13 protein-coding genes and 1 pseudogene are annotated in these 16954 nt (G+C 62.5%); 3 read left to right on the top strand and 11 right to left on the bottom strand.

From position 1 onward, the window contains the following. Window positions 1-332 precede the first annotated feature (332 nt). The 4 genes and pseudogenes from AYK65_RS30390 to AYK65_RS30375 form a co-directional block, all read right to left on the bottom strand. Complete coding sequence (locus tag AYK65_RS30390; RefSeq protein WP_081163068.1) at window positions 333-2063, bottom strand: acetyl/propionyl/methylcrotonyl-CoA carboxylase subunit alpha; 1731 nt, start codon at window positions 2061-2063, stop codon at window positions 333-335. Window positions 2064-2073: 10 nt separating this feature from the next. After that, entirely contained in the window at window positions 2074-3699 is a 1626-nt protein-coding gene (locus tag AYK65_RS30385; protein ID WP_081163067.1) for a 5-oxoprolinase subunit B/C family protein, read from the bottom strand. 7 nt (window positions 3700-3706) lie between these two features. Further along, window positions 3707-3891 (bottom strand): annotated as a pseudogene (locus AYK65_RS30380) (D-glutamate cyclase family protein); the annotation flags it as partial. Between the two features lie 101 nt (window positions 3892-3992). Then, window positions 3993-4766 carry a LamB/YcsF family protein gene (locus AYK65_RS30375; RefSeq protein WP_081163065.1) on the bottom strand — a complete coding sequence of 258 codons (774 nt, stop codon included), beginning with the start codon at window positions 4764-4766 and terminating at the stop codon, window positions 3993-3995. A gap of 413 nt (window positions 4767-5179) precedes the next feature. Here AYK65_RS30375 and AYK65_RS30370 point away from each other — a divergent pair, with 413 nt between their 5' ends. Next, complete coding sequence (locus tag AYK65_RS30370) at window positions 5180-5845, top strand: GntR family transcriptional regulator (RefSeq protein ID WP_081163063.1); 666 nt, start codon at window positions 5180-5182, stop codon at window positions 5843-5845. A 31-nt stretch (window positions 5846-5876) separates the two neighbouring features. On the opposite strand, the gene AYK65_RS30365 is transcribed toward AYK65_RS30370, so the two are convergent. Beyond that, a complete protein-coding gene (locus AYK65_RS30365) occupies window positions 5877-6662 on the bottom strand; it encodes a hypothetical protein (protein ID WP_081163062.1) in 786 nt (261 codons plus the stop codon). 288 nt (window positions 6663-6950) lie between these two features. Beyond that, the gene (locus AYK65_RS30360; protein ID WP_081163060.1) at window positions 6951-8417 is read right to left on the bottom strand and encodes an MFS transporter; all 1467 of its coding nucleotides are present in this window, start codon (window positions 8415-8417) and stop codon (window positions 6951-6953) included. 132 nt (window positions 8418-8549) lie between these two features. Here AYK65_RS30360 and AYK65_RS30355 point away from each other — a divergent pair, with 132 nt between their 5' ends. Continuing rightward, window positions 8550-9164 carry a TetR/AcrR family transcriptional regulator gene (locus AYK65_RS30355; protein WP_081163059.1) on the top strand — a complete coding sequence of 205 codons (615 nt, stop codon included), beginning with the start codon at window positions 8550-8552 and terminating at the stop codon, window positions 9162-9164. A 329-nt stretch (window positions 9165-9493) separates the two neighbouring features. Further along, a complete protein-coding gene (locus AYK65_RS30350) occupies window positions 9494-9775 on the top strand; it encodes a hypothetical protein (protein WP_081163057.1) in 282 nt (93 codons plus the stop codon). 87 nt (window positions 9776-9862) lie between these two features. Here AYK65_RS30350 and AYK65_RS30345 read toward each other — a convergent pair whose 3' ends face one another. From AYK65_RS30345 to AYK65_RS30325, 5 genes are all read right to left on the bottom strand, one after another. After that, window positions 9863-10360: a hypothetical protein gene (locus tag AYK65_RS30345; protein WP_081163056.1), complete on the bottom strand. Its 498-nt coding sequence runs from the start codon at window positions 10358-10360 to the stop codon at window positions 9863-9865. Between the two features lie 138 nt (window positions 10361-10498). Continuing rightward, entirely contained in the window at window positions 10499-11524 is a 1026-nt protein-coding gene (locus AYK65_RS30340) for a gluzincin family metallopeptidase (RefSeq protein ID WP_338031566.1), read from the bottom strand. A gap of 249 nt (window positions 11525-11773) precedes the next feature. Next, the gene (locus AYK65_RS30335; RefSeq protein WP_081163053.1) at window positions 11774-12559 is read right to left on the bottom strand and encodes a TfuA-like protein; all 786 of its coding nucleotides are present in this window, start codon (window positions 12557-12559) and stop codon (window positions 11774-11776) included. A 4-nt stretch (window positions 12560-12563) separates the two neighbouring features. Continuing rightward, window positions 12564-13778 (bottom strand): YcaO-like family protein, encoded by a 1215-nt coding sequence (locus AYK65_RS30330; RefSeq protein ID WP_081163052.1) that lies wholly within the window; start codon window positions 13776-13778, stop codon window positions 12564-12566. Next, entirely contained in the window at window positions 13775-16765 is a 2991-nt protein-coding gene (locus AYK65_RS30325; protein ID WP_172402089.1) for an AAA family ATPase, read from the bottom strand. The genes AYK65_RS30330 and AYK65_RS30325 overlap by 4 nt, the downstream gene beginning before the upstream one ends. Window positions 16766-16954 lie beyond the last annotated feature (189 nt).

Below are 16954 nucleotides of genomic sequence, written 5' to 3'. Positions count from 1 at the left end.
ATAGAAACAATAAAAAATAAGGGGTCTGAGGATTCATCATACTAAACGCGTATTATTCGGGACGCGCATTCTGACGCTTGAGCTTGCAAAGAACGCCTGCCACGACCGAACGGCCGGAGGCGAATGTTCGACTGACAAACAGTCGACGTGACGAGGGGAGTTATCCGAAGCCCCGCACGGCGGCCAGCTGCGGCTCGAAACTCTACGCGGCATCGCGCAAAATAGCATCCGCCCTCCACCGCCATCATCTCCGCCGAGGGCGCAGAGTTGTTGTGCCTCGGAGGATCGGAAACTAATCCTCACCAGAATGAGCCGCTCGCGACTGCCGTATACTAGTCATCGATGCGTCCGAGGATCGCTCCGGCCTGGACGTAGCTGCCTTCGGGGATGATGATGCGGAAGGTGCCGTCGCGGGGTGCAGTTATCGGCGTTTCCATCTTCATCGCTTCCATGACCGCAACCAGGTCGCCTTGCCGAACCCCGTCACCGTCGGGGACTTTCCAGGCCTGCAGCATGCCGGCGATGGGCGCCACGAGGTCGCCCGGGTCGGACGTCGTGCTGGCGGCCGGAATGCTGCCGCTGCTTTGGGAAGGCGCGGCAAAGCCTGACAGGAGGGTGAAAGGAATGGCGAGTTCATGCCTCCGGCCGTCGATTTCGATATGGGTGCGCAACAGCGAGGGGTCCGGGGCGCGCTCCGGCCTGCTTGCGGCCTGGGGCATGTCCGCGAACTCGGTTTCAATCCAGCGCGTATGAACCCTGAAGCCGCTCGTCCCGATGAAATCTTCGCTGTCTATGGCGGCGCGATGGAAGGGCAGGACGGTCGCCAACCCCTCGATGCGGAATTCCGCAAGCGCCCTGCGGGCGCGTCTCAGCGCCTCCTCGCGGGTCGCCCCGGTAACGATCAGCTTTGCCACAAGCGAATCGAAGACGCCGGGAACGGCCGAACCGGCCACGACGCCGCTGTCCAGCCGGACGCCGGGGCCTGAGGGGGGTTCGAACACGGTGATCCGGCCGGGCGTCGGCAAGAAACCGCGGCCGGGGTCTTCGGCGTTGATGCGGAACTCGATTGCGTGCCCCCGCGGCGCCGGCGTTTCGGTGATCCCGAGCGGAAATCCGTCGGCAATGCGGAACTGCTCGACGACGAGATCGATGCCGGTCGTCTCCTCGGTCACTGGGTGCTCTACCTGCAGACGGGTGTTGACCTCGAGGAAAGAGATGGTGCCGTCAGCACCCAGCAGAAATTCGACCGTTCCGGCTCCCGTATAGCCTGCGGCGGCGCAAATCGCCCTTGCGGCATCGTGGATAGCAGTCCGTTGACCGTCTGTCAGGAACGGGGCAGGGGCCTCCTCGACGAGCTTTTGATTGCGTCTCTGCAGCGAGCAATCGCGGGTACCGAGCACGAGCACGCTGCCATGGCGATCGGCAAGCACCTGCGCCTCGATGTGGCGCGGACGGTCCAGGAAGCGCTCGACGAAACATTCACCCCGTCCGAAGGCCGCCGTCGCCTCGCGGACGGCGGATGCGTAAAGCTCGGAGATTTCCTCAAGGCGCCGGGCGACCTTCATGCCCCGTCCGCCCCCGCCGTGCGCCGCCTTGATTGCAAGCGGAAGGTCGTGCTTTTCGGCGAAGGCGATAACCTCCGCCGCACTTCCCACCGGGCCGTCGCTGCCGGCAACGAGAGGCGCTCCGACGCTTTCGGCAATACGCCGGGCTTGGACTTTGTCCCCGAGCGCCTCGATCACCTGCGGGTCCGGTCCGATCCAGGTCAGGCCGGCGTCGATGACCGCGCGCGCGAACTCCGCCCTTTCGGACAGGAACCCGTAGCCCGGATGAAGGGCATCCGCGCCGGAGCGACGTGCTGCGTCGATGAGTTTTGCGATGTCGAGATAGGTCTCGGCCGGCCGGCTGGCCGAAAGACCGTAGGCCTCGTCCGCAAGCCGCACGAAGACGGCGTCCACGTCCGGGTCCGCATAGACGGCGACGGAGCCAACGCCGTAGTCGCGGCAAGCGCGGATGATGCGCACGGCGATCTCGCCGCGATTGGCGATCAGCACTTTTTTCATCGATGTCTCCTCACTCCCTCCCGCGCGCAGCACGCCGCATCGGCCGGATTTCGGCGAAGCGCGTGACGGGCCGGAACCTTATTTTTGCATTGACCGGAATCTGGCCGGCTAGATCGAGATGGTACTCGGCAACCGTGCCGATGACGGGGTAACCGCCTGTCAGCGGGTGGTCGGCGAGGAAGAGCACCGGCTGACCGTTGTGCGGCACCTGGATTGCGCCGGTCGCGGTGCCCTCGCTTGGCAATTCCGCCTTGTCGAGGCGCTCCAGCGGCACTTCGCCTGAAAGCCGGAGACCGACGCGGTTGGACTGCGGCGTGACCAGCCAATCCTGCTCAGAGAAACGGGTGATGGCGGCCGCGGTGAACCAGTCGGTGCGCGGGCCCATGATCACGTCGAGTGTGACCGTGTCGCCGGCGGCCGGCAAGTTTTCGGCCGGGACTTCCGAAAGCGATACGCTTTCCATGGGCGGGACCGGTGGTCGCAACGGCAGGACGGCGCCGGCCGAGACCGGTTCAGGACCGACGACAGCGAGCGTGTCGGTGGCGGCGCTGCCGAGAACTCTCTTCACGTCGAAGCCGCCGCGAACCGAGAGGTAGGAGCGTACGCCCTTCGGCGGATGACCGAGCGTCACGACATCCCCCGGTTCGAGCGCTATCGCCTGGCCGGCGGCGGCTTCGAAGCTTGCCCCAGAAAGGTCCCGCACTGTAATCGGGCAAGGGGCCCCGGCGAGCGCGATCACCGCACGGCCGGAAATTTCGAAGGAAAAGCCGCCGAGCGTGACCTCGAGACAGGCGAAGCCGTCGGGATTGCCGACGATCCGGTTTGCGGACTTCAGTGCTCCCCGGTCGAGCGCGCCCGAGGCGGAGACGCCCTGGCCCGTTAGGCCGAAGCGGCCGAGATCCTGGAACAACGCGGGCATCGGGGCGGCGAGCACCGTCAAGCGGTTCCCGCTCCCATCAGCCGTTCCCTCGGTCACATCTCTTCGCGGCACAAGCTCAGAGGCGGATGGCGCCGGCATGGGGCGCTTGGATAGGTCGTAGAAACGCACACGAGTGCCGGGCTCAAGAAGCGCCGGCGGATCCCGCGTCAGGTCCCACATTTTCAGCGGCGTCACGCCGATGATCTGCCAACCGCCGGGGCTCGCCTGCGGATAGACACCGCTGAAGGCGCCGGCGAGCGCGACGGAGCCGGCTGCAATGCGCGTGCGCGGCGCCTGCCGGCGAGGCACGTGCAGGGCCGGATCGCCGCCGACGAGATAGCCGAATCCCGGGGCAAAGCCGCAGAAAGCAACGGTGAACTCGCTTTGCGTGTGGCGACGGATCACCTCCTCGACGCTCAGTCCCGTCAACCGGGCGACTTCTTCCAGGTCCTCGCCGTCATAATGCACGGGGATTTCCACGAGCCGCTTGGATGGAGCGACGCGGGCGGAGAGATCGCGGTCGGCGATAGCCCCCGCGATCTCTTCCGCCGATAGGCGTTCCGACCGGAAGCGGATCATCAGCGTGCGTGCGGCCGGCACCATTTCCTCGACGCCGTCGATGGAATCGGCTGAGAGCGAGGCGAAGAGCGCCAGTGTCTCGTCCAGGTCGGCGAGCTCCACCAGAAGCGTCGTCAGGTTGACGGGAAGGAAGCGCATCGTGACCTCAGACGTAATAGGCGGAATCGGGGACGTCGGTGATGAACATGTGCCCCGGCGCGTGGGTGATCGCGAAAGGAACACGGGGGCCATAACCGCCGCCTACGGCGTGACCCCGCAGGCCCAGAAGACGGGGACCTCGCCCGCCTCGATGCGCACCGGAGCGCCGAAGTCCGGCTTTGCCACATCCCGAGGTCGGCCCTACCGCGCCGGCACGATAACGGCCGCGCGCATTGCGCGCCGCCGCAGCATCGAGGTGGCCAAGAGCGTCTTTCGCGTGCATTCGATCCTCCTCATGCGGCGCTTGGTGCAAGGAAGGATCGTATAGCGATGCCTTCCGCCTCGAAGGTCCGGCGGATTTCGCGGGCGATCGCCACGGCGTCGGGGCTGTCGCCGTGCACGCAGATGGATTTCGCATCGATACGGATGACGCTGCCGTCGATCGCCTCGATCGTGCCGTCCTTCGCCAGCCGCAACATTCGTTGTGCGATGGCCGCGGGGTCGTGCAGCACGGCACCCGGTTCACGGCGGGAAACCAGGTGTCCCTCCGGCGTATAGGCACGGTCGGCGAAGGCTTCGGCGACCACGTCGAGGCCCGCCTTGCCTGCGAGATCGAGGATCGGCGCGTTTGCGAGGCCCATCAGCACCAGCGAGGGATCGACCGCCTTGACCGCCTCTATGACGGCTGCACCTTGCTTGGCGTCGGTCGCGATGCGGTTATAGAGTGCTCCGTGCGGCTTGACATAGCGGACCTGCGTGCCGGCTGCGGCTGCGATGCCCTTGAGCGCGCCGATCTGGTAGACGACGTCTGCGACGAGCTCGGGGCTCGTCACGTCGATGTCGCGCCGGCCGAAGCCTACGCGGTCGGGATAGGAGACGTGGGCGCCGATCGAGACGCCGCGTTCTGCCGCTGCCTTCACCGTCTTCAGAATGCCGGCCGGGTCGCCCGCGTGAAAACCGCATGCGACATTCGCGCTGGAAACGATGCAAAGCATCGCCTCGTCGTCGCCCATGCGCCAGGCGCCGTAGCTTTCGCCGAGATCGCTGTTGAGATCGATCGCCGTCATGGTCCTTGCCTCCCTCCTACGGGTTGATGAGCAAGAAGATAGGCCCAACCGATTTATAGCCCATGTACCATCCTCCCTTTGACCGGAACATCATCCAGGTGAGTTGGGCTGATCCACCACATCAGCTTCTTCACGTTTCACAGTTCTGTCAACATTGTTCAACGATTATATATTTTCGTTCTACATCTGCAATATTGGTGCAAATACGGAGGGAGCGGCCGTTGACCGCCCCGAACATGGGCAAAGAGGTAGCCGAGACGCACATGTGCTTGCTTGCGACGCATTGTTCAACGATATTCCAGCCGCGTCGCGAATCCACCGGCTGCAGGGCGCCGTTATCAACATAAGATCACGAGCCGCGAAGTGCGCCCCGTGCACCGGGCGCGGAAAACTCACGCGTGCCGAGGAGATTTATGACCAAGCAGGACACAACACTCACGTTGGCGCCGCGGCTGGCAGAGCAGATCCGCAACAAGCTTATCGCCGGAGAATTGAAGCCCGGCCAGCGCTTGTCGGAGGCGAGTCTGAGTTCCGATCTCGACGTGTCACGCAACTCGCTGCGTGAGGCGTTTCGGCTGTTGACCAAGGAAGGGCTGCTGCGACACGAGCCGAACAGGGGCGTATTCGTGGCAACCCCGAGTATCGCCTCTATCATCGACATTTACCGTGTTCGCCGGGTGATCGAGTGCCGGGCACTGGAGCAGGCCTATCCGCAGCACCCGGCCGTCGCCCGCATGCACCTTGCGGTCGACAAGGCGCTCGAATACCGCGCGGCGAACGACTGGGTCGGGGTCGGCAGCGCCAACATGGCCTTCCATGCGGCGATCGTCGATCTCGCCGACAGCGCTCGACTGAACGCATTCTACGGTCAGATCGCTGCCGAACTGCGCCTGAGCTTCGGACTGCTGGAGGACGTCGAATTCCTGCACGCTCCCTATGTCGATATGAACGCAGCCATTCTCTCGCAGGTGGAGGCAGGAAAGATGGCCGAGGCTGCAGCCGCGCTTGAAGCCTATCTCGCCCGCTCCGAACGCACGGTGCTTGCCGCCTTTGCTCGCATCGCCGAAGCCGGTGCTTAACGACTGACGTGCATCAATGGGGTAGCGTCCTTCACTTGGCGCGCTGGCGTGAGCGCCGTCCAACCTCAGCGAGTGCCGGAGAGGCGGTCGGCTTGCCGAAAATCCGCGCCGACAGAGCATGTTTGTCATGGGTGAGGGAGGAGTCCGGCGCGTGTTCGACCATCTTGCTTCCCGTTTCGCGCCGCAAGGCGATAATGGCGAGGATCAATACGCCGCTAGCGCTGAACTCGAGGACCTCCTCCAGGATCGCCGCCTTGTATGATGTGATGAGATCCAGCGTTACGGCACTCGCGAGCATAGCCAAAGCCAGGGCCAAGCGGCATTCAAACGGCCTTGCGAGAATTCGACGCAGGATCGCCCAAACCTCCTGTCGGAACATGTGGAGAAGCACAGCCGTCAAGGTCAGGAATAGCAACGCCCCTATTGCCGCAGCAAGGTAGCCGGTGGGGCCGGCATCACGCAAAAGCCGTAAGGCCAGGATGACGATGTCATGGCCACCGTCGAACTCGCCTCCGCCACGCATTCTTGGCATCTGCAGTCCAAATATGCGGGCGCCGAAACTGATCTCGCTGAGGAACAGTATCAGACACAATCCGCTCGTGCCTACGAGGAGGCTCCTCTCAATTGCGGACAAGGATGCGCACCTTTGGATGGCAGTTGCTAATGCGAGCAGAGATGCTGTGGCAAAACCCAAGGCGCCCGCACTTTCCACGAGGTTATCCTCGACCAGCAAATCCGGCCGCGAAAGACCGATGGTGAAGAGCAAAGCTACGATGGCGGCTACCGAACAGACAAACGCAACATTCTCGCGGCTCATCGCTTTCGCTCCCTGTCATGAAACTGTCACAAAACAGTCGGGAGGAATTTGACGAACGTGCGGCGAGAGAAGACAAGCGTACTTCTTCAGCTTCGAGGAAAGCTCTGAGTGTGACCGTTCGGCATCAGCTAGTTTCTTGCGTCAGGCAGCCGAAGGCTCCAAGCGCTACTCTCCGGCTCTGACGAGGGTCAACGCAATGGCCTTGCCTGGCGTGCCGGAGCCCGTCGTTGCCAAAGCCGCGCTCGGAGTCTCTCCCCGATAGTATTCACCGCGATAAGAGGACATTCGTTATTCCGGTAGGTTCCTCGGCAACCAGAGCCACGCGATGATACCGACCGCGAGCGTAAGCAGGCCGCCGACAGAGACGGCCACATGCAGGCCCGTCAGGAAGGCCTGCTTCGCATGGAGCACCGTCTCGGCGGTAAGCGCCGGCTGATCCAGAGTCTCGTTAAGCGTGCCGGCCACATCAGGCCCGAGCAGCCGGAAGCCGAGTGCCGCCAGAGAGCCGAGCAGCGAAATCCCCAGTGCGTTGCCCAGCTCGTTGCTGGTCTCTGCAATAGAGGCTGCCGCGCCGGCGCGCTCTGCCGGCACCGCCGAAACCGCGACCTCGGCCACTAGGCTGAACGACAGGCCATAACCGATGCCGGCAATCGTGGTCGAGGCGATGAAGACCGCGATACCGGCTTCGGTGCTTGTGAACAGCAGCAGGAAGACGCCTGCACTGATGAGAAGATGCGTGGCGACCAGCGCGGGCTTGCGGCCGATGCGTTCGACGATCCGAGCTGCACCCACGCAGACCGCCGTCAGCACGATTGCGCCTGGCAGGGTCAGTAGCGCGGCCGAAAGGACGTCGAAGCCCAGGACCGATTGCAGATAGATGCCCGAGAGATATCCCGCGGCGGCCCAGACGACCAGCGACAAAAGGCCGGTCAGGATCGCAATGGAGAAGATGCGGTCGCGGAACAGGCTGAGATCGAGCAGCGGATATTCGATCCTCGTCTGTCTGTGCAGGAAGAGGGCGAGCACGACGATGCCGACGATCCCGGCGATTGCTTGCGCCACTGTAAACCCATAGGCGGCAGCGGCCTTGACCGACCACGTGAACAACAGGATGCCCACGAAGGACAGCAGCAGGCTCGGGAGATCGATGCGCCCGTAATGCGTGTAGCGCACTTCCCGCAGCAGGATCGGCGCGGCGATCAGGAAGGCGATGACGACCGGGACGTTGATCACAAACACGCTCCCCCACGTATAATGCTGGAGCAGAAGACCGCCGACGACCGGGCCGATTGCGAAGCCGGCCGAGAAAGTGGCGGCGAAGATACCGATGACTTGCGCGCGCAGCCGAGGATCGGGAAACAGGGCGCTGACGATCGCAAGGCCCGAGGGCAGCAGCGTGGCGCCGCCGAGGCCCATCAGGGCGCGGAACGCGATCAGGGTTTCAGGCGCCTGCGCATAGGCAGCGCCGAGGGACCCGACGCCGAAGACGACGGCACCGACCATGATCAACTTCAGCCGGCCGTAACGGTCGCCGATATTGCCGAAGGTGATCAGCAGCGATCCGACCACGAATCCATAGATGTCGAGAATCCACAGAGCCTGGTCGGCGGTGGGTGTGAGCGCGGAGGTCACGCGCGGCATCGCAAGGTAGAGAATGGAACCGTCCATAGCCACGATCAGGACCAGTGGCAGCACCGCCATGAGGCCTAGCCATGCCTTCTGGTCAACGGGGCGGGAAAGGGAAGCATCGGTCATTTGGCAAAAATCCTCCATCGACGGCGGGCGCGAGGCACGCCGCTTCAGCCGCCGGCAACGAGACCGGCGGAGTGGTTGCGGTTAAGGGGTGGCTCCTATATACTTAAGGTAAGTTACTTTTGGTATATAGACATGTCAAGCACATCGGAAAAAGACCGGCATGCGCCGAAGCGCCTTCGCCTCAGCCGCGAAGAGCGGCTCCGCCAGCTCCTGGACGTGTCGTGGCGGCTGGTGCGGGAGGAAGGCACGGATGCCTTGACGCTCCCGAGGCTTTCGGAAGAAGCCGATATCACCAAGCCGGTCGTCTATGACCATTTCGGCACGCGCAATGGTTTGCTGATCGCGCTCTACAAGGATTTTGACGCGCGACAGACGGCAATCATCGACGCGGCGCTCGAGGCACGCGAGCCAACACTGGAAGGGACGGCGAGGGTCCTCGCCGCGGCCTATGTCGAATGCGTTCTCGCGCAAGGGCGCGAGATACCCGGCGTGCTGGCCGCCCTGGCCGGTTCACCCGAGCTGGAAGCGGTCAAGCGGGATTATCAACTTGTCTTCATCGACAAGTGTCGAAAGGCGTTGGCCTCTTTCATCGGCCCACGAGGCGTTCCACAAGCGGGCTTCTGGGCCATGCTCGGAGCCGCCGACGCCCTGTCCCATGCCGCCGCTACCGGCGAGATTACAGCCCGACAAGCAGAGGACGAGCTTTTCGAGACGATCCTCGCGATGATCGCCAGAAGCCATCGCTGATTCTGGTAACAGCAGAAGCAGGCACGCCGAAGGGCCCGGTGGGGGGATTTTGCCGTCCCTTGCGGCGACGGAACGAGTAGAAAGCGCGCTTTGCTGCCCTTCGTTGCGCGCTGCGAAGGTTTCTTGAAACGACCAGGCTGAGGCAAGGTAGTAAACGAACCGCCGCCAATCGCTTTCTGGCGATTATTACGCTTGACTTGGTGTGTTGAACGCAGCCGACAGTCTGCACTTTCTCTAGTAGCGCTTCTTTACAACGGGCTCGAAGTAGCTGCACTCTAAACAGTGCTATGGAAGTTTAGAAGTGCGAATGGCGCTCTGGAGGGAGACACATGGCGATCGTAAGATTCACAGCAACCGGTACGGACAAATATCTGAAAGTCACCGATAATCTAAACGACGCTGCGGAACCCGAGATTAAGCTTCAGCGGGCTGAGGCCGGAGAACCACCGTTTGAGGTTTCCGTTTCAACGTTCGATGGGCAAACTGGTGAAGTAAAAATCGAAGTTAGCAGGAACGGTTCCGACTACGGCATTCATAACTCTCGAATGATAGTACGCAAGGGGCAACTATATCCGATTGACGATTCAAAACTCCCGCCGCATGCAAGCTGATAATATAGTTAAGGGCAGGGAGCGTCCGTTGTGCGTCTGAAAGACACACGGCGCTGTAGCGAAACGACTTCCCGGAGCATAAACCGCTTAGCCTTGAGTTCCACCGCCGCGACTCAGCCGACCGCTCCGATGGGCCAGAGCCATGCTATTGCCGTAAGTGTTAGGGCTGCGATTTCCCGGAAGATTTGCGTTCAAGACGAGCTCCTCAGCCAGGTCGGCACTTGTCGAAAGCTCCATCATCTGAGTCTTTTTCGTAATCTGCCACATGAAATATCCACTGTTTTCGTAACCGCATCCTTTCGCGGGCGCCTTGGTCGTGTTTGGGGAGAACACGAAGAGTTTCGGCTTATCGAAACGATAGCAGTATCCCTCGTACGCATATCCATAGATCACAGCAATCTCCATCTCCTGTGGATCTACAGCAACGTCTGAACCAAAAGGCACAACAGCCAGCTTAAGCCTATTGCCGTCCAACGGCAGATATGCAGCGTCATTTTCGACGTTAAGTCTTACGCCGTAAAGCGTGATCTGATCCGGCCGATAACTCCGCGGATTCGGCGGCGCTGGATTAGTTTCATACTGCATATTAATTCTCCCCTTGAACCGGTTCGTGGTTGACGCTGTCCCGATTTTTCCGGCGGCTGACCGGACCTGCGAGCCCGATTTTCTGGCCGCAGAACTTGCGTTGACGTTGGCGATGTCTTCTTCGCCATGCGCCGTTACTCACAGGATCTCGCGCCAGGTAAAGTTGTCGGCGATGCTGTGGACAAAGCGGTTCGCGCGCCCGGTTTCGGCGGCCTGGATCATTGCCTCCGCCGCTCCGCGGTAGTCGAGCGTTTGCGGCTCCAGCTCATCCCATGAGCGCACCAGGATTTCGCCCACGAAATCGCGCGCCTCTTCCAGCGCCGATTTCAAGGCGAACACCCGGTCGTCATTGACGCCGAGCGAGGCGGAAAACAGTTCCTCCATTTCCTCGTCCGAAAGCTCGCTCCTGAGGTCGCGGAAGTCGCGCGGATCGAGATCGGAAAGCCCACGCTCGAAAAGCAGCACCTGGTAGATCTCGACCAGGACGTCGAACAGCGCGCCTGCGAAGGGTTTGGAGAGGTCGTGCACCTCGGCGCAGACGTCCCTCATCCTCAGCGAATGGCTGAACAGGCGCACCTGCTTTTCGTCGCAAAGCTCTCCGAAGCGGTCGAGTTCGTTGGTGATCAGGAGATTGCCGCGCGTCCGGCGCAGAAGCAGGTCGAGCGCCGTGTCAAAGTGTAAGAGGCCGATGAGCGCGATGAAATCAGCGGCCGCTTCATGGTAGGCGAAGTATTCATGCGGCGGGTCAAACTGGGGCGCGCCCATCACGCCGAAGATGATCAGGTGCCCAACCTCATGCGCGACAGCATCGAAGTTGAGCGCGAAGGGGTGCGGCTCGCCCCGCGACTCGTCCTCCCCCATCTCCAGAAAACCGTAGCCTGACTGCGCGTTGTCCCAGCGCAGCCGCGGCACAATTTCGAGACGGCCGTAAGTCGGTTCAAAGAACCAGGGGATATCCCGCCCCAGATAACTCTCGCAAATGTCGAGCGTGCGGCGGACGCAGGCGTAGACATGCGCCGCCTCGAATTCCGGCGTACCGATTTGGATGTGGTCGAAGTGACCGTCCGGACCCGCCACGGCGGGCGGCTTCGACGCGCCGGCGTAGGGGGGCAGATAGGGAAACTGATAGGGTTGTTTGTCGACCATCGGGTCGATCACATACATTCGGCTGTCGGCCGGCCCGGGGCCGATTCGGTTTGGAGGCGTGGAAACCCATATCGTCTCCGGCCGCTCATAGCCTGGAATGAACGGAGGCTGCGGGAAAACGAGAAAGCGTGTTCCAAGACGCGAAGCCGTCGAATTCAACTCTGACGGCCATTGTCCGGACGCGTCCATCCAGGCGGCTCCCCTCGCTTTTAGGATGATGTAAAGTCTTCCCCAAGTTGAGGAAGATGACGCGAGGTCTTTCTTAAGTCAACTTCCCTCATCCGAAAGAATTAATTTGATATCATCGCTCCAGAGCCCTGCCGCGTCGAGATCGTATGCCCATGCTTCGGTCAGGCGGAAGGGCGGAGCGTTCAGGGGTCTTCCAACAAATCCCGAGCCGCGGGCAAGCTTCGTCAACAGTCCTATCGCGTCCTCACGCTTGCGGTCGAGTGCCCCTGACGGCAGCCAGTCCGCGAGGCGATCCATAGCGACTGCCGATGCTTCGGAAAAGGTAGACCGCGCATCGGCGAGGAGGCGGGGATAGCTGCGTTCGACGAAGTGCGTGTCGCGTGCCAGCGTTTCGAGCTTCCTCCGCACGTCGGCAGTCACGATGCCAGCGTGCATTGCGCGGCGCAGAGTGAGGCGGATATTGATGAGTGCTTCGCTCAGTGGAGCAGTGCCAAGCTCAGGAGGACTCATCGCTACTGCAACCTCGTCGTCGTCAGCGAGGGGCGTCATCGAGTACCACCGATAGATGAAGCCGTAGCCCTGCATGCCGAAAGCGGAGAGTTCAGCCGCCCGGAGCGCGCCCATGCTTGCCGCCCCGAATACCGGGATGCCTTTCGCAAGCGCCCAGAGGACCTCCTTGTGACGCACCGCCGGCACCCGTCCGAACGAGCCATCGATCAGGACGAGCGCCCGAGGCGAATATTGCCGCACCGCACGCACGACCGATCCTTGCTCGGCCGGCGGCAGATAAGTTGCGTCGAGGATTCCGGCAGCTTCGGCACGCGACAGTGTCGGACCGAGGAAGACGACCAGTTCGCTCACCATCGCGCTACTCCCTGACGAGGTCCCTGAGCGGCGGGACGACAAGGCGGACTACGTTCAGGTCGAGGTCCTTGCTGCTGTAGAGAGGCACGACCAGGGCCGCTTGCCCTCCAGCGGCCTTGATCGCGCCGAGCACGGCTGTCAGCGCTGTGGTTGCGGAGGCGGGTTCGTCGCGGTCGGCAGGAAGCGCGGTCGTCCCGCTCGGCGACAGGAACGCTTGCCGGCACGCATCAAGGTGCTCGCGGTCGTAGCGCTCAGGGTAGACAGCTCGGGTAATGTCCTCGCGGGCCCCGGCGAGCGCGGTGACCCGCGCCTGTGCTGCCTCCATGAGGGCTCTTGCCAGAGCGCGGTCATAGGTGAAATCGCAGGCGAATCCCTCGCCCGGCATCGGTGCGATTTCCCGATGGCGCTGCGTCTCCATGACCTGGCAGCGAAAGACGGGCATATCGTGATCGCCCGGAACCAGCCAGATACCCGCAGCAAGATCCGCAGCCTCGAGGCGGGCCAACATGCCGGATGAGAGAGGTCCGGCGACGCGGGCCGGATCGATCCGAAGCTCCGGGTAGGAACGCGGATATCGCTCCGCCCCAGCGACGCTCGCCCGTTCCAAGATTTCAAGTGCTGCATGGATGATCGCAGCAAGCATTGTCGGGCTCGCGGCGAGGCCCCGTGTCGATCGCGGAAACGCAATGGGGTGCGGCGAAGGAAGCGTGTAGATCGTATCGACCATCGCGACAGGAACCGGCCGCACGCGCGCGGTGAAGAGGTCGTAGCCGTCCGTCCAGCCAAGCCGCAATTGATCCCACCCTGCGTCGAAACCGTGCACGCGACAACCAGCATAGAGATCGCGTATCTCATCCCCCAGTTGGCGCGCGCTCGCAACCTTGATCCGCTCAGGCGCAATCCGCTCCGCCGCCCAGCATTCCAGGCTTTCCATAAGGCCCGAGGCCGCTGCCTCCATGACATTGGGGCCCTTGCCTTGGGACACCGCGTTGGACAGCGACAGCGGCCGGACCACCTGGACGACCGCTACTCCAGCCCGATCAAGTCGGGTCAGCGATCCAACGCGCGTTATGCCAAAGCGACTCCGTTTGGAGAAGAGTGCGCGGACGAGCTCTTCGGTGGCTTTAGGCTTCCTGCCCCGGAAATCGCGGCAGGTGGATAGTTCTCGCTCGAGTTGTGCGCCCAGTTCAGCCGCTGTTGCCGCGTGCGTTTCGTTCATGCATCCCCGGTCTGAGCGCGAAGCCCGAGCCGCTCCAGATCCAGGCGCACACGCGAAGCAAGCGTCGAGGCTTGCTGTTCGGTGGCGACTTCGAGCGCGCGGTGAAGGTCCGACGCAACAGCTTCCTCCGGTTCGTGGCGTGCATGCCGAAGGAGAGCCCGCTGGCGAAGCAACTCCGCTAGCCAGAAAACCTGCCCACTCCCGGTCGAGGCCGCGATTGCGCCGTCGAGGATTGACAGGGCTTCGTCGTTGCGTCCCGCACGCTCGAACAGCTCTGCACGCATGCCCGCATAGATGGGCATGCCTTCAGACGTGGCGATTTCCCGCTGGCGCGCCAGCCCGGCTTCGAATTCTGCCAAGCCGGCGGCTGCATCCCCGCTCATGCCGTGCGCCCAAGCCCGAAAAAGCGCCGCCTTTGCAACCACGCCCGGCACGTCCTGCGCGAGCTCAGCGATCCTGTCAGCGACCGCGATAACGCCCGCATGATCATTGCGATATCGTTCCAGCTCGATCTCGAACTCCAGCGCATGAAGCACGCTGGGGAGATGATTGATGTGCTCAGCCCACTGCTTCGCCGCGTCGATACTCTCCGACGATCCGGCGTTGTCGCCCATGAACCAAAGAGAGAAGGCTCGTTCGCCCAGTGCGCAGACCTTCGCATCATGGCCACCGTAGCGACCGCGGCTGAATCGGGCTCGGTCCTCGTCATAGAGCTTCAAACCCTCCTCGACGCACTGCAAACAGTGTACGTGCAGTCCGGCATCTTCGTTCGTGGCCCATGCGCAATGGAGGGACTGGAGCCGGACCTCCGGATCGGCCGAGCCCTCAAGGTCGCGCAAAAGGATGTCCGACCGCACTCGCTGCGTCGCGAAGTCCGGGGCAGTGAACCACCAGCCCCAATAGAGCGGAAACCATTTCGCGCGATCCTGATTCTTGCGTTCCGCGCAAAGCCACACTCCATGCTCATAGATCGAGCGCGCTCGCGCCCCTCCCCTCCCGTGGAGCGCGGCAGCAACCGGTCCGCGCACCGCGAGCAGGCGAAGCAGCAGATCGTTCGCCTCGCCACCCTCTCCAACTCCCGCCAGCTGCTTCTCGGCGAAATCCAACAGGCGGTCGGCCTCGTGCAGGGCAGAGCGAGCGCCGCACGCCTCCGCCGCCTGAATTGCGTGGCGCGCCGCCGCGAGCGGCTCACCGGCCTGTTCGCAATGCCATGCCATCGCCTCATCGGGCAGAGGCGGAACTGAGTCCGACTGTACAAGGCGCACAATGCGTCGGTGTATTTCCCGCCGCTCGGACTTCAGGAGACTGTCGTAGGCCGCCTCCTGAATGAGGACGTGACGAAATCGGATCGCCGCGCCCGCGGAAGTTCGACGCACGATCCCGGCCTGGGCGAGCGTCTCGATCGCTTCATCTAGGGGAACAGGAAGAGGCTCAGGTTCCAATACGGCGACGAGGAGCTTCAGTCGGAACTCCCGCCCGATGACACTTGCGATCTGCGCCACGCGCCTCAGCCGTCCCAGGCCAGCAAGACGGGCTGCGATAAGGTCTTGCAGATTGAGAATGCGGCCCTCGCGAAGCAGCGTTTCCCATCCGGCCTGATCCCGAACGTCTGGCCCGGCGCGTTCCTTCAGCAGCAGCGCGAGCTGTTCGGCGAAGAGTGGGACACCGTCGCTCTTCTCGTAGACAAAGGCAGCGAGCCCATCCGGAGGCGTCGTCTCCCAAATTCGGCCGACCAGCTGCGAGGTCGCTTGATCTGTAAGCCGCGGCAACGCAATGTCGAGCACGTTCGGATCACCCAGACAGTCAGAGTCGGTGGCCAAACGCGACGTTGCAATGGCAAGAACCGGTCTCGACTCGATCCATTCGGCCAGCCCGGCGATAAGGGCTTTTGTGAGCGTGTCAGCCCAATGCACGTCCTCGATCACGATGAGGACTGGTCTTGTTGCGGAGTACGATGTCAGAACCGCCAGCGTGGCCTCGACAGCGCGCCTCCGGATCTCCTGGTCCGAGAGATCGACTTGCCAGGCTTCGCTTGAAAGTTCCTGCGGCTTGTCGACCAGCAGGAACGCGACGATCTCGGCGTGCAGCTCGCTAACTTCGGAGCCGAGCGACCGCAGAAAGCGAATGACGGCATCCCGATCCGGCTCGGACTCTCCGGTGGCCTCCGCGGCGGCCTGCCTGATCGGCCGCAGAAACGGATGCAGCGGTTCAGTATTGCCGCGAGGTTGACACTGAAACACAAGGCAGTCCACGCCTCTCCCTGCGAGATCACGACGGAACTCCGCAACCAGCCGCGATTTGCCCATCCCTGCGTCGCCATGCAAAAAAATGAGCTGGCCGTTGCCGTTTATGGCACGGGCCCAGCGCCTTCGGCAAAGCTCAAGCTCGTCGTCGCGGCCGACGAAGGGCGTCGACACACGCCGGTAGGCCGTGAAGCGATCGGATTGCGGCCGGCGGGCCACTGGCCGCCACAAGCGAACTGGTTCGACGAAGCCCTTGAGCTCCCGAACCCCGATCTCCTCAAATTCGAACACTCCCGTGGTCAGCCGATAAGTGGCTTCCGCCACCGCAACGGTATTCGGTGCAGCTTCGGACTGAATGCGGGCAGCGAGCGCCGGCGCGATTCCGATGACTTCTGTGTAGCTCGGAAAATCTGCCGTCGAGCCGTCGGCAATTACGACAAGGCTGGTGGCGACGCCAACTCTGACCTTCAGACTCACTCCGAACTGTTGTGCCAGCCGCTGGCAGCGTTCAACCACCTCAATCGCCGCCGCAACCGCACATTCGGCGGCGTCCTCCCTCGCCTCCGGGACCCCAAAGTAGGCACAGCCGCCATCTCCTTGAGCTCGCTCAAGGTGACCGCCATAGCTGCTGATGAGGGCGCTCGCCTCATTGTGGAGGGTCCGCAACACGACACCGAAGACTTCGGGATCGAGTTGTTGCAACAAGGCAGTTGAGCCAACTACGTCGTAGAAGAGCGCGGTCACCTGCCTGCGCTCTCCCGAAAGTGCACCAACTTGTGCTTGTGTTCCCCCGGTAGCCATCGGACAGCCGCACAACTCCTAACAGCGTTCCGCTGTTTTCCGGCCTGATACTATCAAAGCTCAGCAAAATATCATGGAAATATTAAAGATGCTCAACCTCCACCGCGAGCTTTAAGGCTCTAGCGACATAAG

It is taken from the genome of Ensifer aridi, from assembly GCF_002078505.1.
GTDB lineage: Bacteria > Pseudomonadota > Alphaproteobacteria > Rhizobiales > Rhizobiaceae > Sinorhizobium > Sinorhizobium aridi.
Note: the sequence above shows the minus strand (reverse complement) of the source record. Positions and strands in the feature narration are given on the sequence as shown.